This window comes from Psychrobacter sp. APC 3279 (genome assembly GCF_030407795.1).
Lineage (GTDB): Bacteria > Pseudomonadota > Gammaproteobacteria > Pseudomonadales > Moraxellaceae > Psychrobacter.
In genome coordinates, this window is record NZ_JASDCR010000012.1 from 77870 (window position 1) to 99241 (window position 21372).

20 protein-coding genes are annotated in these 21372 nt (G+C 40.4%); 18 read left to right on the forward strand and 2 right to left on the reverse strand.

Annotated features, from left to right (window positions below):
* Positions 1 to 46 precede the first annotated feature (46 nt).
* From QL898_RS08135 to QL898_RS08195, 13 genes are all read left to right on the forward strand, one after another.
* Positions 47 to 1363, forward strand: coding sequence for an oligosaccharide flippase family protein (locus QL898_RS08135; protein ID WP_201547646.1), 1317 nt, complete (start codon positions 47 to 49; stop codon positions 1361 to 1363).
* A gap of 69 nt (positions 1364 to 1432) precedes the next feature.
* Positions 1433 to 2449, forward strand: coding sequence for a glycosyltransferase family A protein (locus QL898_RS08140; protein ID WP_201547647.1), 1017 nt, complete (start codon positions 1433 to 1435; stop codon positions 2447 to 2449).
* 76 nt (positions 2450 to 2525) lie between these two features.
* Positions 2526 to 3632 (forward strand): hypothetical protein, encoded by a 1107-nt coding sequence (locus tag QL898_RS08145; protein ID WP_290176438.1) that lies wholly within the window; start codon positions 2526 to 2528, stop codon positions 3630 to 3632.
* A 13-nt stretch (positions 3633 to 3645) separates the two neighbouring features.
* Positions 3646 to 4728, forward strand: coding sequence for a polysaccharide pyruvyl transferase family protein (locus QL898_RS08150; RefSeq protein ID WP_290176439.1), 1083 nt, complete (start codon positions 3646 to 3648; stop codon positions 4726 to 4728).
* Positions 4725 to 5771 carry a glycosyltransferase family 2 protein gene (locus QL898_RS08155; protein ID WP_290176440.1) on the forward strand — a complete coding sequence of 349 codons (1047 nt, stop codon included), beginning with the start codon at positions 4725 to 4727 and terminating at the stop codon, positions 5769 to 5771. Before QL898_RS08150 ends, QL898_RS08155 begins: the two co-directional genes overlap by 4 nt.
* Before the next feature lie 5 nt (positions 5772 to 5776).
* Positions 5777 to 6889: a glycosyltransferase gene (locus QL898_RS08160; protein WP_290176441.1), complete on the forward strand. Its 1113-nt coding sequence runs from the start codon at positions 5777 to 5779 to the stop codon at positions 6887 to 6889.
* A gap of 39 nt (positions 6890 to 6928) precedes the next feature.
* The gene (locus tag QL898_RS08165; RefSeq protein WP_290176442.1) at positions 6929 to 7969 is read left to right on the forward strand and encodes an EpsG family protein; all 1041 of its coding nucleotides are present in this window, start codon (positions 6929 to 6931) and stop codon (positions 7967 to 7969) included.
* A complete protein-coding gene (locus tag QL898_RS08170; protein WP_290176443.1) occupies positions 7969 to 8832 on the forward strand; it encodes a glycosyltransferase family 2 protein in 864 nt (287 codons plus the stop codon). The genes QL898_RS08165 and QL898_RS08170 overlap by 1 nt, the downstream gene beginning before the upstream one ends.
* Before the next feature lie 32 nt (positions 8833 to 8864).
* A complete protein-coding gene (locus tag QL898_RS08175; protein WP_290176444.1) occupies positions 8865 to 10007 on the forward strand; it encodes a glycosyltransferase in 1143 nt (380 codons plus the stop codon).
* A gap of 3 nt (positions 10008 to 10010) precedes the next feature.
* Positions 10011 to 10622: a sugar transferase gene (locus tag QL898_RS08180; RefSeq protein WP_201547654.1), complete on the forward strand. Its 612-nt coding sequence runs from the start codon at positions 10011 to 10013 to the stop codon at positions 10620 to 10622.
* A 145-nt stretch (positions 10623 to 10767) separates the two neighbouring features.
* A complete protein-coding gene (locus QL898_RS08185) occupies positions 10768 to 11967 on the forward strand; it encodes a DegT/DnrJ/EryC1/StrS aminotransferase family protein (protein ID WP_201547655.1) in 1200 nt (399 codons plus the stop codon).
* A gap of 278 nt (positions 11968 to 12245) precedes the next feature.
* Positions 12246 to 13124 (forward strand): bifunctional methylenetetrahydrofolate dehydrogenase/methenyltetrahydrofolate cyclohydrolase FolD, encoded by an 879-nt coding sequence (gene folD, locus QL898_RS08190; RefSeq protein ID WP_201547656.1) that lies wholly within the window; start codon positions 12246 to 12248, stop codon positions 13122 to 13124.
* A gap of 99 nt (positions 13125 to 13223) precedes the next feature.
* The gene (locus QL898_RS08195) at positions 13224 to 13742 is read left to right on the forward strand and encodes a phosphate-starvation-inducible PsiE family protein (RefSeq protein WP_057759021.1); all 519 of its coding nucleotides are present in this window, start codon (positions 13224 to 13226) and stop codon (positions 13740 to 13742) included.
* Between the two features lie 79 nt (positions 13743 to 13821).
* Here QL898_RS08195 and corA read toward each other — a convergent pair whose 3' ends face one another.
* Together corA and QL898_RS08205 are read right to left on the reverse strand one after the other, a co-directional pair.
* The gene (gene corA, locus QL898_RS08200) at positions 13822 to 15036 is read right to left on the reverse strand and encodes a magnesium/cobalt transporter CorA (protein ID WP_057759023.1); all 1215 of its coding nucleotides are present in this window, start codon (positions 15034 to 15036) and stop codon (positions 13822 to 13824) included.
* Between the two features lie 85 nt (positions 15037 to 15121).
* Complete coding sequence (locus QL898_RS08205) at positions 15122 to 15511, reverse strand: DUF2237 domain-containing protein (RefSeq protein ID WP_057759025.1); 390 nt, start codon at positions 15509 to 15511, stop codon at positions 15122 to 15124.
* A gap of 488 nt (positions 15512 to 15999) precedes the next feature.
* Between QL898_RS08205 and QL898_RS08210 the strand changes: the two genes are divergently transcribed.
* From QL898_RS08210 to ndk, 5 genes are all read left to right on the forward strand, one after another.
* A complete protein-coding gene (locus tag QL898_RS08210; RefSeq protein ID WP_290176445.1) occupies positions 16000 to 17298 on the forward strand; it encodes an ATP phosphoribosyltransferase regulatory subunit in 1299 nt (432 codons plus the stop codon).
* A gap of 198 nt (positions 17299 to 17496) precedes the next feature.
* Positions 17497 to 18786: an adenylosuccinate synthase gene (locus QL898_RS08215; protein ID WP_057759029.1), complete on the forward strand. Its 1290-nt coding sequence runs from the start codon at positions 17497 to 17499 to the stop codon at positions 18784 to 18786.
* Between the two features lie 84 nt (positions 18787 to 18870).
* A complete protein-coding gene (locus QL898_RS08220; RefSeq protein ID WP_290176446.1) occupies positions 18871 to 20157 on the forward strand; it encodes an AAA family ATPase in 1287 nt (428 codons plus the stop codon).
* Between the two features lies 1 nt (position 20158).
* Positions 20159 to 20599 (forward strand): hypothetical protein, encoded by a 441-nt coding sequence (locus tag QL898_RS08225; protein ID WP_290176447.1) that lies wholly within the window; start codon positions 20159 to 20161, stop codon positions 20597 to 20599.
* A 328-nt stretch (positions 20600 to 20927) separates the two neighbouring features.
* Positions 20928 to 21359, forward strand: coding sequence for a nucleoside-diphosphate kinase (gene ndk / locus QL898_RS08230; RefSeq protein WP_057759031.1), 432 nt, complete (start codon positions 20928 to 20930; stop codon positions 21357 to 21359).
* Positions 21360 to 21372 lie beyond the last annotated feature (13 nt).

The following is a 21372-nucleotide window of genomic DNA, read 5'->3' on the forward strand; positions in this document are numbered from 1 at the left end:
CTGGTTCTTTATAAGTTATATGAAACATAAAATTGGATGATGAGTAATGGCCTCTGAAGTGTTTTTATCGATACAAAGCGTAATCAGTCGATTGAAAACCAGTCACTTTGTACGGGATGTGGCCATGGTTGGAGGCGGTATTGCTGCTGGTCAGGCAATCGCTATGGTCTTTATGCCGTTTCTCACCAGATTATATAGTCCTGAAGATTTTGGTATCGCTGCCGCATTTGCCGCAGTCATCAGTATTATTACTCCGATTGCGACCATGGGTTATGCCAATGCCATTGTGATGCCTAATAGTGACGAGGATGCCGCTGCCATTATCAGATTGTCTGTATTGCTCAGTTTGTTTATAGCAGCTATAGCGTTTATCGCTGTCTATTTCGGCAATGTTTATTTGGCACGATGGACGGGTATGGAAAGTGCACCATACATGTTGTATCTCATACCGTTGACGCTATTGGCCGGCGCGTTTCTATCTGTTGCTGATCAGTCTGCTATCAGAGTAGGTTTGTTTAAAGCCAAGGCTCGTGCTTATGTGGAGAGCAAGCTTGTGACAGATACCAGTAAGTTGATAGGTGGTGTATTGGCCCCCTCTGGTATGTTACTTATTTTGTTAACGATAGCAGGACAGCTTACGAATTTTATGATGCAGATGCTTCGGGTACCTAGGATTGGTGTATTAAATATCCGAGACTGGTTTGGCACGGTTGGTATTCGTAATGCTGCTATATCGCAGCGTGACTTTGCCATATACCGCATGCCGCAAAGTATGCTCAATGCTGCTTCAGTAGGGCTACCAACCATATTGTTAGCATCACTATTTAGTGCTTCTTCTGCTGGGCAGTATTCGTTGGCTGTTCTTGTGCTCGGTGCACCAGCGATGTTGTTAGGCCAAGCTGTTGGAGAGGTTTTTTATCCTAAGATTACGCGTGCGATCACAGCAAAGTCACCAGAGGCTTATCAGTTTTTATTAAAAGTGACGGTAATTCTATTGGTGGTTGGTATTGTACCATTCGGTACGGTGTTCGTTTTTGGCGATTATCTTTTTTCTTTAGTATTTGGCGCAGAGTGGGCATTAGCAGGTAGTTATTCGCAGTGGCTTTCTATTTGGCTTTTGACCAGCTTGGTATCAGGTGCGAGCACTGCGGCATTGCCAGCATTAAGTTTGCAGCGTTTTCTTTTGATTAGAGAGATTTTTGCAGTGATATTTCGTGCTGCAGCGCTGTATATGGGTTTTTACGTTTTTGAGTCAGATATGGTAGCCATTGCCCTGTTCTCATTCGTTGGGGTCTTGCTTAGTTTATCTATCATTTATGTCGCTTTTCGGCGTCTTGTTCATATTCATAAAGTGCCGCAGTAGGTAAATATGTTGACTGCGTTGGATGGCACAAAGGATATGCATTAGAAGTCTCAACTCAAGAGGCTCACTATGATTTCAGTTATTATCGCCGCATTTAATGCCGCTGCCACTATTGATCGTTGTATTAGTAGTATTGACGTTGCGAAAAAAAGCCATGAGATTGAATTGATCGTTATTGACGATGGTTCTGATGATGAAACTGCTAGGTTATTGCACAAGTGGGAAAGTGATAGGGCATGGATTACGGTGCAATATCAAAAAAATGGGGGCGTGGCAGATGCGCGTAATACTGGGCTTGATATCGCTATCGGCGACTACATCGTTTTTATAGATGCGGACGACACTATCGACGATTGGTATTTTGACTTTGTCATTGCACAAACGGTTGATCGAGATATTGAGCTGTTGGCGTTTGGTCATAAGCGCATCATGTTAGATGGCTCTGTTACCGAGCGCCGTAACATTACAGCAGAATATTCACGGCAAGACATTAAAATGCTACAGCTGAGAGTGACAGAGAATAGAAATATATATTGGTATGTAACTACCAAGGTTTATAGCAAAAGACTGATAGCGGATTTGCGGTTTAATTGTGACATAAAACTTGGTGAAGACAGTATTTTTAATATTGAGTGCTTGGGGAAAGCGAACCATTTATCTGTCGTACCCGACTGTCCATATAACTACTATGAAAATGCCACTTCGATGACGAGTTTGCAATATAAGCCAGGGCTACTAGAGTCTATTGAAGCAGACTACAACGCCAGAGTCAGGATACATGACTGGTCTATCAGTGCTACTGAGAGGCAAGTACTGCTATCAGATTTTGCCCGTAGTTATATCGAGCATATGCTGCCATATTTACTCAATAATTTGGCTCATATTCAGATGAGAAAACGCCATGCAGAGTTGATAAAAATACGCCAGTCTTTCGTTTATCAGAACTGTTTGCCACATTACCATCAACGGCATCCAGCACGCGGTATTCGTATCTTGATTTCATATTTTTCACGACGTTGGTATGTGATGACATTGGCTTTTTTGCAGCTGTCTTGGTCTAAAGCGAAGGTAAAAAGACATGTTTAATATTGATTTGTTTCCCCAGGCTTTAAAAAGTGACGAAAATGGACAGACTCGTTCTTGTTTGCTGAAACAAACAACCATGGGTGAAAGTGTCACTGAGCAAGAGTTGTGGTTTGCATATCCTATCAATCTACCAATGCCAGAAGACGATGATTGCGACTCTTACTTGTTAGCCACATTGTTGCCTGCGATGCAGCTAGGCGCGGCTATTCGGGTTCATGGCAGTGTGTCCCACGAGCTATTAGCCAATCTGACAGAGCTGCAGTATGTTTGGAATAAATGGTTACCAGAGCGTTATTTTGCGATTGATATACAAGTTGATCGTATTAGAGCGCGCGACGTACAAGTAGAGGGTGCGATTGCTGCATTTTCTGGTGGCGTTGATGCTCAATTTACCGCTTATCGTCATGCGACAGGCAGAGCAGGATATGCCACGCGAGATATTAAGGCAGGGGTTTTTGTGCATGGCTTTGATATACCTTTAGATGATACAGAAGGTTTTGATAGTGCTGTGGAGATAGCAACCAAAGTACTTTCTGATATTAACGTTGATCTACTGCCAGTTAAGACGAATGTTCGAGCATTGTGGTCTATCGATTGGGAAGAATATCACGCGGCTGCCATTGCTTCCGTTCTATGTGGATTGAAACGATATGCAGGAGTTGGACTCATCGGTAGTGGCGATTCTTATGATGTATTACTTACTCCATGGGGTTCACATCCCATAACAGATCCATTATTGAGCTGTGGTAACTTTAGAATTATTCATGATGGTGCAGGGTTTCGTCGATCTGAGAAGTTAGTCATTCTTTCAAATTGGTCTATAGGAATACAGCATTTACGTGTTTGCTGGGTTGGCAATAAGCATGATAGAAACTGCGGTCACTGTGAAAAATGTGTACGAACGAGACTGAATCTCTTACTTGCAGGTGTTGATAATGCTGCTTGTTTTGACACCCCGATAGATTCGTCACTTTTCAGGTTTATGGTTCTGAAAAGTGACGCTGTACGCATAGACTGGTCTCTAATTCGTCAAGAAATGATTGAAACGGGCAGAGGTCTTGAGTGGCTTCCGTATATTGAAAAAGTACTCAAACGTAAATCATCTCCAAAATTAAGTGGGTTATTTCCTTTTGGGTCAAAGCGTCGCATGTGGGTAAAAAAGATGTTAATGAGAAATAAATAAGGGAGTGTCAAAAATGAATACTACAGCCATAAAAAAGCTCATACCAATTAAACTGAAACAACACTTAGTTACTTATATGGGCGCGCGAGATTTGTCTTTACCTAGTAGTAATCGATGCTTCATTTTTCTGGCGGCTGACTACGGCAATATTGGTGATATCGCTATCTCTTACGCTCAAAAGCAATATTTGCAACATGTGATGACTGATTATGAAGTTGTCAGTGTTCCTATTAGTCAAACCAGATTGGTGCTTAATTCGATTAAACAACAAATACAACAGAGGGATATTGTCACTATTATTGGGGGAGGCAATATGGGTAGCTCGTATCCTGATATTGAAGAGCTGCGCCAATTAGTTATCAATACATTTCCTACGAATCGCGTTGTGTGTTTTCCCCAGACCTTGGATTGGAGTGATTCTGCTAAGTCTAAGCAAGCATTGCATCGTATCGTAAACGTCTACGCCAAGCATCCAGATATACACATTTTCGCTAGAGAGTCGATGACAGCGGCCAAACTCATCAAGCTTTTTACCGAGTATAGCAATGTCCATGTTGGTCTTGTGCCAGATATCGTTATGAGTGCAAACGCAGCAGTACTTGGGACGACAAATGACGTAGAGTCTTCAACTATTCTGCGATGCTTACGAGATGACAAAGAAGCTGCGCTATCAGGTGAGCAGTATGCAATGATAGACAAAGCCTTAGCAGATACTGGCTATCATATTGAAAAGACAGATACCCATGCTGGCGGTTCTCAATTGGGCGAAGTGCATTGCAAAAAATTACTGACCGACAAGCTTAGCCAGTTTCGTGCTGCAAAATTGGTCGTGACTGACCGCCTACATGGCATGATTTTATGTTTACTATCGGGTACACCTTGCTTGGTATTGCCGAACTCCAATCATAAGATAAGGCAAACGCAGTTAGACTGGTTACGTAATCATCCAAGACTTGTATTTTTAGAATTAGATGAGGTTTCTGAGATTTCGAAACATATCGACAAACTGCTATCCCTGTCTCATGGCACCATGACTGAGTCACCCGTTCATATCAATGAATACCATGATTTAGAAAAATCGGTGGTGATTACATGACTAGCCTAGCAGAGCCATTGGTGAGCATTATCGTGCCAGTATACAACGTCGCGTTATATATCGACGCGTGCTTAGAATCTATCAAGCAGCAAACGTATAAGAATATTGAAATTATTGTCGTTGAAGATTGCTCTACTGATAATTCAAAACAAGCGCTTGCCTTACATCTTACAGATAAGCGTATAAGAGTCATTCAACATAATGAAAACAGCGGTCTTTCTGCTGCTCGTAATACTGGTATTAAGTCTGCGATAGGCGACTATATGATGTTCGTTGATTCTGATGACATTGTAGATGCTCGCTTAGTAGCAGCTTGTGTAGATTGCGCTCTTACTACCAATGCAGAAGTAGTGACATATGGTTTTGCACCGTTCAAAGAAGGGGTAGCAGACACAGAGTTACCGTATCCAGCTGCCAGCTTAGCATTCGAGGCAACCAAGATAGACGATTCGTATTTTAGCCTACCGCATTTTGCATGGCTAAAATTTATTAAATCCAGTGTCGTGCAAGCAGCTGCTCTAAATTTTCCAGTGGGTTTGTATTACGAGGATTGGCCTTTCCATTGGCATCTTGGCTTATCTACTAAGGTTAGATATCAGTTGCCTATTAATTTTTACCTGTATAGACAGCGAGGTACGTCGATTACGGGTTCAACAGATAAAAAGCTATTAGATCTATTTATCATTCATTCAGAAGTCATGAGTCTAGTAGAAGACTATCAAGCGGATGACGTTAAAAAAATACTTGCCAATAAAATCAGACAAAGTCATTGGAGCATTCTCACCCGTATAGACAATGAGTATTTAGTAAGGGCACTGGTACAAGCTAAAAAAGCAGATAAAGCGCTACGATTAAATGGTTATCAGAATAAACGGACGTTAAGAAATATAGTAATCAGTAATATAGTACGTATGCCAAGCCAAATCGCGCTGCTTATAATACAGGTGCTTCGTCAAGCACTAGAGAAAGAAACAAGTTTAAAAGGAAGCAAATTGGAAATAGTTACGAGAAGCAAAGTTGGCTTTATGTTTCTTAAAAGGTAAATGATATGACTATCCGCAGAGTACTGCACATAGTGGGAAAAATGGATCGCGCTGGGGCAGAGACCATGCTTATGAATTTATATCGTCATATAGATCATAGCCAGATTCAGTTTGATTTTGTCACTTTTACCGACGAGATCGGCGACTATGACGCTGAGATAACAGCGTTGGGAGGTAGGGTTATACCGATTTTAGCTGGTCATTCATTCACGCGCATGCTCAAACTTAAAAAATTCCTTAAACAGCAGCCTGATTATCAAATCGTTCATGCTCATATGCTATTAAACAATGCTTTTCATCTGTTGGCTGCTAAAGGCGCTGGCGTGCCGCATCGCATTTCGCACTCTCATAGCACCAGTAATGGTAAAACCAATATTATTAAAAAAATATATGAACAATGGGCATTAATTACCAATCGTACCTTGGCTACTAAGACAATCAGTTGCGGTGACCATGCTGCAAATTACCTGTTTGGTACTACGAAAGATGTGTGGCTACTGCCTAATGCTGTTGATATACAGAAGATGATATCAGTCGCTAACCAATCACGGCATTATATCGATCAGGAGTTTGGTGCTAAAAAATTTGGAGATAAAGAGTTAAAAATCATCCAAGTCGGTCGTCTCAATGAGGTTAAAAACCATCAGTTTTCTTTAGAAGTCGCTGAGCAGTTAAAAAAACGTCATGTTGACTTTACCTTATATATTATTGGACAAGGTCCATTGGAAGATAAATTAAGACGACAAGTGAAAGAGCAAGCCTTAGGGGATAACATTAAGTTTTTGGGTATGCGTACTGATATTACTGAGTTAATGGCCAGCGCTGACTGTATGATTATGCCATCCCTGCATGAAGGTTTCCCAGTGGTCTTAGTAGAAAGCCAGACAGTAGGACTTATGGCATTGGTTTCTGATCAAGTATCACCTGAAGTAGATTTAGGACTTGGACTTGTATGTTTTTTACCTATACAGTCAGCCAATGTTTGGGTGGATAGTTTGCTGAGTTTTCAGTCCCCAATATCCAATGAAGCAGAGATAATAAAGGCGCTAAATCTACATGGCTTTAGCGCCGCGACCAATTCGCAGAAGTTAACGCAAATGTATTTGAATATGCGATAAGGCTTTTACTTAATATTCAGCTACTTTATAGAGGGTTAAATGCTTCCTTATCTGTTGGTTCTTAGCCTTGTTGTTTTCTGGATAGTACTGGAGAAAAAATCTCTCAATCGTACGTCTTTTTGGCTGCCTTTAATTACTCTAGCCTTGTTCGCAGGCAGTCGTAGCTATTGGGTCGGTACAGATACTGCAAACTATACTAGAAATTTTAATAATAAATTGAGTCCTGAGTCCTTTAGATTTAATGAAGATGTTGAGTACGGTTACCAGCTATTTGAGTATTCATTACTGCATGTGACAAATAACTATTTTTGGCTGCTGATTATCACCAGCTTAGTTGTTGTCTATTGCTATTTGAAAATCATTAAAAGATACAGTGTAAATTATTGGCTCTCTGTATTTCTATTTATTACGCTAGGCGTCTATACCTTTTCATTCAATGGATTGCGTCAAGGAATCGCGATGGCTTTGTTTACTTTAGCTATTCCTTATCTGCTAGAGAAACGGCTTTTTCCTTATCTATTAATATGTGCCATTGCATCATTTTTTCATATCACGGCTTTATTTATCATTCCATTTTATTTCATTGTAAATTTGAGAGTGAAGCCAGCTTATAAAATACTGGCGACATTTTTTGGGTCTTTATTCGTTAGTAGGTTACTCGTATCTTATATTTCATCTACTAATGATCGATATGAAGACTATGCAAAAGTCTCTGAAGAATCAGGCGGGTTTTTGACACTAGGGTTTTACACAGTGCTCATGCTTCTCATTATTATTGCGAGCTATGTATATAAAATCAGAGACAAGAGCTTTCAACAGTTGTTGATGTTTTATGCATCAGGCGTGGTTTTTGTTATACCACTAGCGCTGTTGGGTACTAGTGCCTCAGGCCCGCAAAGAATCATTTCGTATTTTACATGGACTTTGGTTTTGTTACTGCCTGTGGTTTTGAAAAAGATAAATAACATTTATGTCTATATCATTAGTGTGTTTATCTTCCTAATGTATTTCATATTGACGACATCAAAGTTTAGCGATCTGAGTCCTTATATTATCAATCCTATGTTTGAGGTGTTCTGATGAAAAGTCACGCTTATATCTCAATTGGCATTCCTATCTATAACGCTGAAGCTTATTTGGCAACAGCCATAAAGTCGATATGGGCGCAGACACATGAGCGGTGGGAGCTTATCTTGATAGATGATGGTTCTACAGACAACTCGCTAGCAATAGCCAAACAGTTTGAGAAGATTGATAGCAGAATAAGAGTGATCTCTGATGGTTCCAACAAGAAACTGCCTGCTCGTCTGAACCAGCTTATTGATGAATCAAAATATGATTACATTGCCCGTATGGATGCTGATGACCTTATTCACCCAGATAGATTGACTATTCAAATAAGCTTTCTGGAGAATAATCCCAGTTATGACTTGGTATCGACTGGCGTAGTATCTATTGATGCTCAAAACAAGGTGTATGGTTGTCGTCATGTAGACCGTTTATATGCAGGATTTGAGAGTGTGGAGACTGCATATCCCATTGTCCATGCGTCTATTTTGGCAAAAAAAAGTTGGTATGAGCGTAATAGATACAATGAGAATTATCCAAGGTCTGAAGATTATGACCTGTGGTGTAGAGCCATATCCAAACAGGATTTGCGCTTAGCCGTGCTCCCAGACTTGCTCTATTACTATAGAGAAGAGGGCAATCTGTCATTAGCAAAAATCGTTCGATCTTACAAAGATAGTCTTACGACATATAGTGAATATAAAAAAACCAATATCGTCGACAGTGCTAAGTTAGAAGTAAAAGTAGGCGCGGTAAGGTTATTAGACTCGCTAGGGCTCTTGCAAAAGATAGCCAATAAGAGAAACAAAATAACGATGTCCGAGCAGCTACAAGAAAACCATCAAGCGGTTGTTAATGGTTTGGTTGCTGAATAAATTTATCAATGAAGTAATAATGAGGTGCTTAAATGAAACCAAAAATATGCTTTATTATGACGGACGCCGTTTCTTTTAATGTGTTGTATCGCAATCAGCTTGAATATATTAGAGACTCTTCAAACTTTGAGATTACATTAATCTGTGGCGGTAGTAGGGAACAGTTAGATATTTTACGAGCTCGTAATCTAGGAGAAGTGGTTGATTTAAATTTTCAGCGCAAGCCTTCTGTACTACAAGATACCAAGTCGTTAGTGCTATTGACTCGTTACCTGTTCATTAGGCGATTTGATATTGTGGTTTATTTAACACCAAAGGCTTTATTGTTAGGAAGCATAGCCAGCACACTCACTATGCAAAAGAGAAGAGTTGCCTTTAGTGTGGGACGAGCCTATGAGAACTTTTCAGGCCTAAAGAAACGCGCTTTTCAGGGTCTTGATCAACTTAGCTTTGGTCTTTCTCATGAGGTTCTATTCGTTTCTGATTCCTTAGTAAATGTGTGCTTATCAGAAAATCTTCTTAAAGAAAATAAGGCGCGTGTCATCGATAATGGTTCATTTAACGGTATTGATATTGATGTACTCAGACCGGTAGAGCAAATGGCAAAACAAAAATTAAGACGACAGTATAGAGTGCCTGTAGACGCTTTTGTAATTTGTGTTGTCGGTAGAATTTGTGAAGATAAAGGCCTAAAAGATATTGGTGAGATATCTGAAAGCTTTAAATCAGAGAATATTCACTTTATGTTCATCGGAGACTTCGAAGATGACATCGGAAAGGCGGTCGTTGATAGAATAGTAAAAGAAGGTAAGGGCGTATATATACCAGCTAACCCAAAAGTAGAAGAAGTAATTCAATGTGCTGATTTGCATCTATTTTTAAGCTACCGAGAGGGTTTTGGGAATGTTGCTATCGAAGCGGCTAGTTGCGGTGTGCCAACGTTTGCCTATGATGTGGTTGGTGTAAAAGATAGTGTAAAACAAGATATCAGCGGTCAAAAGTTCCAGTTAAAAGACACTGTGTCCGTGACAAAAGCCATCAAACAAGCAATCACTGATATCAATTTTAAAGATAAGTATCCTAAAGCAAGAGCTTGGGCGATTCAGAACTTCGAACAAAAAGAACTATGGCAGAGTTATTTGGATTTTTATCTACACCATACAAATAAGGCCTAACGGATGATAAAACGACTATTTGATATTGTAGGTGCAACGACAGCGTTAGTAGTGCTATCTCCTGTCTATGCTGCAACTGCCTACAAGGTGAGTAAAAATCTTGGCGCGCCTGTTCTATTTCGTCAGATTCGTCCAGGTCTGTATGGCAAGCCATTTGAGATGATAAAGTTTCGTTCCATGAAGGATGATATAGATGCAGATGGCAATCCTTTAGAAGATGGCGCGCGATTGACATCGTTTGGTAAAGCGCTGCGTAACACTAGCCTTGATGAGTTGCCAGAGCTTTGGAATGTCATAAAAGGCGATATGAGTCTAGTGGGCCCGCGACCATTATTAATGGAATATCTGCCCTTATATAATGATGAACAAGCGCGCCGACACAATGTCCGCCCAGGTATTACAGGATATGCTCAAGTCAATGGTCGCAACGCTATTGGGTGGGATGAGAGGTTTGCATTGGATACATGGTATGTGGACAATCAGTCGCTGTGGTTGGATATTAAGATTTTATTTAAAACAGTGAAAAAGGTCATTATCAAAGATGGCATTAGTGCTGAGGGCGAAGCAACTATGAGTAAATTCATGGGCAATAGTATTAATGAAGAAATGCTTTAAAAATACTCTTTGCTGACAACAATACAGTTAATCAAAAGACATTAGGCATCAAAAAAGTCATGATAGATAGTAAGATTAATAACAGAGTGAGCAGTTTATCGTAGAGCGTGACACAACATTAGACATAAGTACCATAGAGGAACATATGCTAAATACCCCTTTTTCACCTTGGCCAAAATTTACGCAACATGAGGCTGATGCTGTCAGTCGAGTGCTACTATCTAACAAAGTCAATTATTGGACAGGCGAAGAATGTCGTCAGTTTGAGCGAGAGTTTGCTGACTGGACAGGTAGTAAATATGCAATAGCGTTGGGTAATGGCACCTTAGCATTGGATGTCGCGTTACAAGCACTCGATATAGGTGCAGGTGATGAGGTCATCGTCACACCGCGTACCTTTATTGCTAGTATCTCATCAATCGTTAATGCAGGTGCGACGCCTATTTTTGCAGATGTCGATGAAGCAACTGGTAATATCACTGTCGAAACCATCACCGCTGTACTGAGTGATAAAACCAAAGGTATCGTGTGCGTCCATTTAGCTGGCTGGCCATGCGACATGGACAGCATTATGGCACTGGTAGATGAGCATGACCTATATGTCATTGAAGATTGCGCACAAGCTCATGGCGCACGATATAAAGGGCGAAGCGTGGGTAGTATTGGTCATGTTGGGGCATGGAGTTTTTGCCAAGATAAGATTATGACCACAGGAGGTGAGGGTGGTATGGTCACCACTGATAGCGAACTGCTATGGCGAAAAATGTGGGCGTATAAGGATCATGGTAAGAGCTATGCTGCAGTCTATGAAACGGAGCAATCACCTGGCTACAACTGGCTCCATGAGAGCTTTGGCACCAATTGGCGTATGACTGAGATGCAAGGCGTTCTAGGACGTATTCAACTGAATAAAATGAGTGAGTGGACAGCCAAACGGACTACTAATGCGGAAGCCATACTAGAGGCCTGTAGCAAGTGGGAGTCCAAAGGCTACCTTTGTGTGCCGAGACTAGAGCATTTAGCGCAGTTCTCCAATACGAACCATGCTTACTATAAATTATATGTCTATATGCAGTCTGATAATCTACCTACTGGTTGGACACGTGACCGTATTATTGAAGCAATTAACAATCAAGGTGTGCCTTGCTTCTCTGGATCTGCGTCAGAAGTCTATTTGGAGAAGGCTTTTGATAATACAGGGTTGCGTCCAAGTGTTAGATTGCCAATGGCAAAGCAGCTAGGAGAGAGTAGTCTCATGTTTTTGGTGCATCCTACGCTTACGGCGGCTGAAATTGAACTGACAATACAGGCGATCGATAGTGTGTTTGGTTCGATGGACGAATAAGACGATAATTAATGATTATTTTTAAAAATGCATCCCTCAGTCGACGCTATTTTTATTGAAAGCATAAGGTACATTTGCCTATATATAAGCAATACTGTTTAATTGACTTATTATGAAAATTTATCAGTGCGCAGGCTTTATCTTACGCTAGGATTTTGTAGCGTACACAGGTACAATATTACTCTTAGTCAAAGATTGACGAACCAAAGGACAGGCATGCAAAGTATTTGCGCGCGCTGTCTTTATTTTTTTATATCGTACCCTCTATTGGAGTTACTATGTCTACTGCCCAAGAATCCGCCACCGTTTTGGACGGCAAAGCACTTGCCAAACAAATAGAACAGGATCTGCGCACGCGCGTAGATACGATTAAGGAAAAGACTGGCCGCACCCCAAGCTTAGCGACGATATTGGTTGGTGACGATCCAGCCTCTGCCACTTATGTTCGTATGAAAGGCAACGCCTGTAAGCGTGTTGGCATGGACTCTATACGCGTTGAGATGCCGAGTGCCACGACCACTGAGCAGCTCATGGCAAAAATAGATGAGTTAAATAGCAATCCAGATGTACACGGCATTTTGCTACAGCATCCTGTTCCTGAGCATATTGATGAGCGTGCTTGTTTTGAGCAGATTGACTTAGCAAAAGACGTCGATGGTGTGACTTGTCTTGGTTTTGGTCGTATGGCGATGCAGCAGTCAGCTTATGGCTCATGTACACCGCAGGGCATCATGCATTTGTTAGAGCATCATAATATCGAGCTATCAGGTAAAGAAGCAGTAGTCGTAGGGCGTAGCGCTATCCTAGGTAAGCCAATGGCGATGATGCTATTGAATGCCAACTGTACAGTGACGATCTGTCATTCAAGAACTCAAGATTTGGCAGCACATATTAAGCGTGCAGATATCGTGGTTGGTGCCGTAGGTGTACCTGAGCTGATTAAAGCGGAATGGATCAAAGCAGGAGCGGTTGTCGTTGATGCAGGTTTCCATCCAACGGATGATGGCGGTGTTGGTGATATCGAAATGACAGGCATGGAAAATATTGCCAACGCTTATACGCCAGTACCAGGCGGCGTTGGCCCAATGACTATTAACACGCTTATTCGCCAAACGGTCGATGCTGCTGAAAAATCAGCGGGTTTGAATAACGGCTAAAAAGATAGTCATACGAATACTGATTGCCGATATATAAGGGGCCTGAGGCAACATAAACTCAGGCTAAATCAACCACATTTCAGTTGATAGGACCTAAACATGGCTAAAAAAAACGTAGGTGTCCATGAGCGACTACAAAGTATTGGTAGAGAGTTTGTTGATGTTTGTCATTACGTTATTTTATTTCTAATCAGTGTAGTGGTAGTCTGGACCGCAGGTAAAGAGTTTATTTATATCGTCCAAAAGGGTTCAGCGGATCTAAAAGACATATTAATGTTATTTATTTACCTTGAGCTACTGGCTATGATAGGTATCTACTTTAAAACCCACCGACTGCCAGTACAGTTTTTGATATTTATTGCCATAACGGCCTTGTCACGACATTTGGTGGTTGATGTGCAGGCTGTTTCAGACTATTTCCATTTATGGCTGCTAGCGACAATTTCCGTGGCCATCATGCTATTAAGCGGCTCTATTGTAATCCTGACTTGGACAGCAAAAACGTTTGGTCGCCCAGAAGACAATCTTGATAAGCAGCATGCAAACCTAACGGTTAAAGCACTATTGCCTGATAATGCTCAAGCGCCTGATAGCCATACTAAGCATCGCCGTGAATAATTAGATAGCAATACAAAAAGATAGCAACATAAAAAAAGAGCGACCAGTGGTTGCTCTTTTTTATGCCTAACGTTTGGCATTACAACCATTTCAATCTTTTAAAGTTATAGTACAGATAGCTACATAAGGCGATAATAATGGCCATAATGATAAGGTAAGAGTACTTCCAATGCAGCTCAGGCATAAAGTCAAAGTTCATGCCATAGATACCAGCGATAGCTGTCGGTACTGCTAAAATACCTGCCCATGCAGCGAGCTTACGCACCACTTCATTCTGACCCATATTGACCATCGCCATATAGGTATTCATCACCACGCTTAGCATTTCATTGAGACCATTAATAGCATCTAGTGAGTGCAACAGGTGATCGTTAACATCGCGAAAGTAAGGCTTAGCGGCTTGAGAAAACCCAGAGACAATCTCACTTTTTTTATGATTGATAAAAAAGCTACAGATGTCTTGCACAGGTAAGATAATGGCACGCATATGTACCAGTTGCGATTTAAGCTCGTAGAGGTTTTTTAGCGTACCTTTATCAAACTCAGAAGTAAATACGTAGCGTTCTTGCTCGCGCAAGTAACGGCCCAATCGATCGGTAATCGGCATATAGTTATCAACGATAAAATCGAGGATAGCATGCAGTACAAAGATAGGGCCCATGCGTAACTTTTCAGGGCGACGATGGCAGTGCTCACGGACAGGTGCATAAGAGTTTGACGGGCCATTGCGAATTGTAATGAGGTAGTTTTTACCCATAAATATCGCAGTAGTACCATAACGAATGACATTGTCTTCTAGCTTAGCCGTACGTAGCACCACAAAGACCATGTCATTATCGTAGTTTTCGACCTTGGCACGTTGATGATCAGCAAAGGCATCTTCAATTGCTAGCTCATGCAGGTCAAAGGCTTCTTTTACTTTAACCATGGTTTCTAAGCTTGGATCATATAGCCCAAGCCAAATAAATTGACCGTTGTTCCCTAGAGTACGACTTACATCATTGAGCGCCACTCTATTAAGGTTCTCACCTGTTTTACGTGAGTAAGCGTAGCAATTGACCACTTCACCTGCACTTGATGAATCAATATCTTCATAGCGTTCAGAGTCAGGATCGTAGACCGTCATGGTCTCAATAGTATCTTCAGTAGTGGCGTCCACATCACCATAAATATAGCTATCATCATCGTCCAAATAGAGATGCTTGTCATTCATATTGGCATAGATATGATTCATATTGGAATCAGGGGCAATATGAGCCGTTTTTTTAATCAATTGATTATTATCATTTTCCATATACTTTCCTGTCATATAATAAAAAACTTCAATAATCCAAATATACTGTGAACGCTGCTAAGGTTTTATCGTGTGCCAATACTATCTATAGGGCATAGCTTTTTAGCGTATCGATATCTACCAATGCCAATAGGCTCTCGTGACACGCTTCTAACTTGATTTGCGGTGCAATATCGAAGTCCAATGCTTCAACCCAACGTAGCGCGCAGATGCACCAGTAGTCACCAGGTTTGAGACCAGGAAAGTTGTATTCAGGTAGTGGGGTAATTAGGTCGTTACCGCGACTGGCAGAGAAGTTTAAAAATTCGCTGGTCATCTTGGCGCAGACGGTATGTTGACCGACATCATGGTTGCCAGTATGACAAAAACCATTGCGATAATAGCCAGTAATGGGATCGAAACAACAGCTGGCAAGTGCGGTGCCTAAGACATTGGTTTGGTTGATGGCAGGGTTTGGGTGGTAATCAGATGACATAAGGCTTCCGAGATAAAAATATGTGTTAGTGTATCATGAGTCTGTGCCGAAGACGCTGCCGTAATCACGCTCATTATCTTATGGTTAACAAAAAATAAACCTCTTGGCTATTCGCCCAATATTGAGCCAAATATATCAATGATGACTGTTACATCTGCTAAGCTCATAAGCGGCAATTGAACTGTAATTAGATAGTGATTGTGGCTAATTGTCACTAGGCGAACCTTGAGTGCTATGCTAAACTAAAGCATAAAGTGCCTTGATTATTTGTCGCAATTTTTTAGCGCATAAAGATACTCGTCTTATCATTCTAAATTATACTTATTATTCACCCTTTTGCGGTTACCTGGTTTGTTTATAAATAATTGGGTCAATGATGTTGCGCGTTAAAAATAAACACACACAGCGTCAATACCCGGCAAATCACCCTTTAAGTACCGCATCAGTACCGCGTTTTTGGTAAGCGATACGCCAAACAAGGATTTATTGTGTCTGTTAGTTCTGATTCTGCAAAACCTGACCAGCCAAACTCTACCAATGAAACAGTGTCTCAGCCTGCCGAAAACAGTGCTGCACCCAATCGTATGCCATATTTGAGTAACTTTGGCAGTGATGTTGCCAATAGTTGGCTATTGCCTGATGGGGTGGTTGATGTCCTGTTTGAAGATGCGCATAAGCAAGAAGTGCTTAGACATCAGTTAATCGAGCAGCTTATTACTCATGGTTATCAGCTGGTTTGTCCACCGATGATCGAGTTTACTGAGTCTTTGCTAAGTGATGCATCAGAAGATCTAAAACGTCAAACTTTTAAGATTATCGATCAGTTGACTGGTCGCCTAATGGGCGTACGCGCTGACATTACCCCGCAGATTTTGCGTATAGATGCGCATCATGGCGGTACAGGTATTGCGCGTTATTGCTATGTGGGTGATGTGATCCATACCTTGCCATCAGGTCTGTTTGGCTCACGTACACCGTTACAGTTAGGTGCTGAGATATTTGGCTGTGCGTCATTAGCGGCAGATATCGAGCTGATAGACGTGCTATTTACGATGGTGAATAAACTCAATATGAGTGCAGCGCTTCATATCGATTTGGGTCATGTAGCGATATTCAAACGTTTGGCTGAGTTGGCTGAGTTATCAGACAATGATACTGAGCAATTGATGTACTTATATGCCAATAAAAACCTACCAGAGCTCAAGCGTGTTTGTCGCGCTTTGCCAATGGGTGATGATTTTTATGTGTTGGCACGCTTTGGTCATGATATTGCAAACCTATTAGCCAAATTATCAGATGCAGCGCAGCAAGACAGCCAAATCGCAACGGCAATTGATGAGCTACAGCGTTTGAAAAACTATCTACAAGACCAATGGCAGTGCCCAGTCAGTATTGATGTGACTGAGCTATCAGGTTATCACTATCATACTGGCATCGTCTTTAATGGTTATATCAATAGCGAAACGCAGCCACTCGTACGTGGTGGCCGTTTTGATGGTATGCAAAGCCAGACGCAAGCGTTACGTGCGGCCACAGGCTTTAGTATGGATGTTAGCCGCTTGCTGGCTCATACACAGTTAGATGCGCCAACCGTTGTCTTGGTTGATTTTGCCGCTTTGTCTAATGCCAATACAGATGAGATACAGACGCTACTGCAACAAGTAGAGAGTCTACGTCAGCAAGGCTATCGCGTCACTATGCCATTAGATGCACAGGACAGTCCAAGTGATATTACGCATCGTTTGAGCATGTCCGACGACAGTCAGTGGCAGCTACAGACTATTTAACTGTCTGATAGTAGGCTATTGAATGGCGCACGCAGCCAAAATTATTCAGTACAGATTACGAGAACGTAAAATTATTTGTTAGATATCTCAGTGTTTCTATTTCATAAATCACTGAGATAAAAAGATATAGCTAAGAAAATCATTTTAATTTTCAGCTTTTATTGCACACACCTCAATACATAAAGGTAAGGATTGATCATGGGTAAGAATGTTGTAGTTTTGGGTAGCCAATGGGGCGACGAAGGTAAGGGTAAAATCGTTGATTTACTTACCGAAAAAGCCTCAGCAGTAGCCCGCTTCCAAGGCGGTCATAATGCTGGTCACACGTTGGTTGTCGATGGCAAAACCACTGTCTTGCATTTGATTCCATCAGGTATCTTGCGTGAAGGCGTCACTTGCTTTATCGGTAATGGCGTGGTGTTAGCACCTGACGCATTACTAAAGGAAATGAAAGAGCTAGAAGACAACAACGTACCAGTACGTGAGCGTTTACGTATCTCTCCTAATTGCCCACTTATCATGCCTTATCATGTGGCACTTGACCAAGCTCGTGAAGCCAAGCGTGGATCTGGTAAAATCGGTACAACAGGTCGCGGTATCGGCCCTGCATACGAAGATAAAGTAGCGCGCCGTGCGATTAAACTTGCTGATTTGTTCCGTGAAGATCTAGAAGAAAAACTACGTAACCTAATCGAATATCACAACTTCCAACTGACTGAGTACTATAAAGTTGAAGCGATTGATTTTGATGAGACACTTAAGCTTTGTAAAGAGTGGAAAGAAGAGATTAAAGGTATGGTTACTGATGTAACTGAAGACCTAAATCAATTACGTCTAGCTGGCAAAAACCTAATGTTTGAAGGTGCTCAAGGTACGCTACTTGATATCGACCATGGTACTTATCCGTTTGTAACTAGCTCAAGTGTAACTGCTGGCGGTGTATCAACGGGTACAGGTATCGGTCCATTGTATTTAGACTATGTACTTGGTATCACCAAAGCATACACTACGCGCGTTGGTAGTGGTCCATTCCCAACTGAATTGTTCGATGATGTTGGTGCTCACTTAGCCAAAGTCGGTCATGAATTTGGTGCGACGACTGGCCGTGCACGTCGTTGTGGTTGGTTCGATGCTGAAGCATTACGCCGTGCAGTAGTACTTAACTCTATGTCAGGTATTTGCTTGACCAAGCTTGACGTACTAGATGGTCTTGAAGAATTGCTAATCGGTGTAGGTTACAACCTACCTGAGACTGAGTGTGCAGGCGCACATGATGCTGAATTCTATGAGTCAGTTACGCCTAAATATGAAACGATGCAAGGCTGGAGTGAGTCTACCGTTGGTATCACTAACTATGATGAGCTTCCAGAAAACGCTAAAAAATACATCAAGCGTATTGAAGCATTGATCGGTTGCCCAGTTGATATTATCTCGACTGGTCCTGATCGTGAAGAAACCATCGTGTTGCGTGATCCGTACGATGCGTAGATAGTGTTTTTATAAAAATAATATGCTACATTAAGGACGGTTTCTACCGTCCTTTCTATATTGTGCAAGGCAAAAGGTATCTCGATGGAAAAGATAGTCATAAAGGATTTTTTGATATTTAAAGACATAGAAATGCCAATCAATAAGTTTAATATTTTGATTGGACCACAAGCTAGTGGTAAAAGTTTACTAGCTAAGTTGGTTTATTTTTTTAAGAATATATCTAATGTAATGAAGAGTGGATTCGAGAACGAAAGAAGTTTCGAAGGTTTTCTTGATAAAATAGAATATGAGTTTTTAGACTTCTTTCCATCTCAGTACTGGAGCAAAGAAACGAAATTCAGTATTAAATACAGTTTTCAAAACGTCGAAGTGGTAGTGAAATCTGACTTTAGAAGAAAACAAAGTATTACTATAACTTTTTCAGAAAATATTACTGCTTTCTATTATGATTGTTTAAAAAGCATCGTCAAACATAAGGAAGACTTATTATTAGAACAAGGTTTGAATGATGAAGTCGAACATCTTTCTAGCCATAAGTTAGTAATCAATCATTCAATCAATAAAAAGATTTTAGATAGTGATTTTTCAGATTTTTTTGAAAAGTCGATATTTATACCTTCTAGTAGGAGTTTTTTTTCTGCATTAAATAAAAATATATGGACTCTGACAGATCAAGATATTATTGATGTAGACCCTTTCGTGAGTAGATTTGGACGTGCATACGAACAGGCCAAAATGTTTTATAACATATTGCAAGATAAAGATGGAAGAATACATAAAGATTTTTTCCAAGAAGATGATAGTAGTTTGAGTTATTTTAAAAAAATAATAAAAGGTGACTATTTAAAAATTGATGATAAAGACTGGATTCATGGCAAGGATTATAAAGTAAATCTTTCTAGAGCATCTTCAGGTCAGCAAGAGGCTTTACCAATGTTGATGGTTTTAATGATAAATACTAATCATAGACTTGGGAACATGAAGTCGTTTTTTATAGAAGAACCGGAAGCTCATTTATTTCCAGATGCACAGAATGAGGTAATGTCTTTATTACTTAATTTATATGATAAACAGCAAGTAGGGTTTTTTATTACCACGCACAGTCCATATTTAATTACTGCCTTGAATAATAGTATATATGCTAATGAACTAATTAAAAAAGGAAAACTAGTAGCAGAGGATTTTGTAAAACTCAGTGAAGGTTCAAACCCTATAAATCTAGATCATATCTCTGCTTTCGCAGTAGAGGATGGAAGTATCACTAATATTATAGATTATGATTACATGATGCTAGGTGGCTATACATTAGACAATGTTTCTAATAGTTTTGAAAAAGTTATGGATCGACTTATGGAGCTTGATAATTAAAATGGATTATGCCTCTCATACTACGATACACAGGAGTGATCTACCTGTTGATGAAAATGGAAGATGTTGTCATTTTGATAACCCTCATAAGCTTAAATTGCATAAGGTAAGAGTTGATAACGGGCTTATTTCATCTTCAAAGTTTGAGAAATGTGATTATATAACTCATTGGATTGATAGTAAAAATAAGGAACACGTTATATATATTGAGTTAAAAGGTTGTGATATTAAGAAAGCATTTTCACAGGTCGAAACAACTATTTTGAAGACAGAAGGTAGATTTGGCAATTCTGAAATCAGAAAATGTATAATTGTATGTAGCCGTGTACGCAAACCTAAAATTGATTCAACAGTTACAAAGTTAAAAAAGAAAATGAAGGAGCTTACTGGAACTGTTCCAGTAGTTTGTTCTCAGCAACACCATTATATTGTTAGTAAGTAATATAGTTTGATTCTCAACTGGTAGTTCAGTATCAATAAAAAAACCCCGATGCTGAGCGTTGGGGTTTTTGCTTTTGTTAGAACTTATAGCATTATCAACGACTAATGCACAATAAATTTACTTTTATGCAAGGTATGGTCATAAATTAACCCTATCATTTATGGTCTTAATCATTATAATAGGCAGCAATCCGATGTTGGCGCTTATGGTTATACACTGATATACCATGAGTTGTGTAAAACAGTCCAAGTCAACATTGTGGCTAAAGCTAAAACAACGCATTAATTTTTCATATTTTATTGAATTTATCATTTATTAGGAGCTTCTCATGGCTAACGAACGTACTTTATCTATCATCAAACCTGACGCAGTTGCTGGCAACCACATCGGCGCTATCTATAGCCGTTTCGAACAAGCTGGTCTAAAAATTGTTGCAGCTAAAATGCTACAACTTGATGATGAAAAAGCAGGCGGTTTTTATGCTGAGCACGCTGAGCGTCCATTTTACAACGACCTAAAATCTTTCATGATGTCAGGTCCAGTATTGGTATCAGTACTAGAAGGCGAAAACGCTATCGCTCAGCATCGTGAAATCATGGGTGCAACTAACCCAAAAGAAGCTGCTGAAGGCACTATCCGTGCTGACTTCGCTAGCAGCATCGACGAAAACGCAGTACATGGTTCAGATTCAGCTGAATCAGCAGCACGTGAAATCAGCTACTTCTTCAGCGATGATGAAGTTTGTGCACGTACACGCTAATATAGTAAATAAA

Excerpts from the sequence above, each read along its gene's own strand:
- QL898_RS08155 (WP_290176440.1), top strand. The coding sequence starts at position 4,725 with ATGACTAGCCTAGCAGAGCCATTGGTGAGCATTATCGTGCCAGTATAC.
- QL898_RS08215 (WP_057759029.1), top strand. The coding sequence starts at position 17,497 with ATGGGTAAGAATGTTGTAGTTTTGGGTAGCCAATGGGGCGACGAAGGT.
- QL898_RS08135 (WP_201547646.1), top strand. The coding sequence starts at position 47 with ATGGCCTCTGAAGTGTTTTTATCGATACAAAGCGTAATCAGTCGATTG.
- QL898_RS08205 (WP_057759025.1), bottom strand. The coding sequence starts at position 15,511 with ATGTCATCTGATTACCACCCAAACCCTGCCATCAACCAAACCAATGTC.
- QL898_RS08150 (WP_290176439.1), top strand. The coding sequence starts at position 3,646 with ATGAATACTACAGCCATAAAAAAGCTCATACCAATTAAACTGAAACAA.
- QL898_RS08165 (WP_290176442.1), top strand. The coding sequence starts at position 6,929 with ATGCTTCCTTATCTGTTGGTTCTTAGCCTTGTTGTTTTCTGGATAGTA.
- QL898_RS08170 (WP_290176443.1), top strand. The coding sequence starts at position 7,969 with ATGAAAAGTCACGCTTATATCTCAATTGGCATTCCTATCTATAACGCT.
- QL898_RS08140 (WP_201547647.1), top strand. The coding sequence starts at position 1,433 with ATGATTTCAGTTATTATCGCCGCATTTAATGCCGCTGCCACTATTGAT.
- QL898_RS08195 (WP_057759021.1), top strand. The coding sequence starts at position 13,224 with ATGGCTAAAAAAAACGTAGGTGTCCATGAGCGACTACAAAGTATTGGT.
- QL898_RS08175 (WP_290176444.1), top strand. The coding sequence starts at position 8,865 with ATGAAACCAAAAATATGCTTTATTATGACGGACGCCGTTTCTTTTAAT.
- QL898_RS08160 (WP_290176441.1), top strand. The coding sequence starts at position 5,777 with ATGACTATCCGCAGAGTACTGCACATAGTGGGAAAAATGGATCGCGCT.
- QL898_RS08180 (WP_201547654.1), top strand. The coding sequence starts at position 10,011 with ATGATAAAACGACTATTTGATATTGTAGGTGCAACGACAGCGTTAGTA.
- corA (WP_057759023.1), bottom strand. The coding sequence starts at position 15,036 with ATGGAAAATGATAATAATCAATTGATTAAAAAAACGGCTCATATTGCC.
- QL898_RS08185 (WP_201547655.1), top strand. The coding sequence starts at position 10,768 with ATGCTAAATACCCCTTTTTCACCTTGGCCAAAATTTACGCAACATGAG.
- QL898_RS08220 (WP_290176446.1), top strand. The coding sequence starts at position 18,871 with ATGGAAAAGATAGTCATAAAGGATTTTTTGATATTTAAAGACATAGAA.
- folD (WP_201547656.1), top strand. The coding sequence starts at position 12,246 with ATGTCTACTGCCCAAGAATCCGCCACCGTTTTGGACGGCAAAGCACTT.
- QL898_RS08145 (WP_290176438.1), top strand. The coding sequence starts at position 2,526 with ATGGGTGAAAGTGTCACTGAGCAAGAGTTGTGGTTTGCATATCCTATC.
- ndk (WP_057759031.1), top strand. The coding sequence starts at position 20,928 with ATGGCTAACGAACGTACTTTATCTATCATCAAACCTGACGCAGTTGCT.
- QL898_RS08225 (WP_290176447.1), top strand. The coding sequence starts at position 20,159 with ATGGATTATGCCTCTCATACTACGATACACAGGAGTGATCTACCTGTT.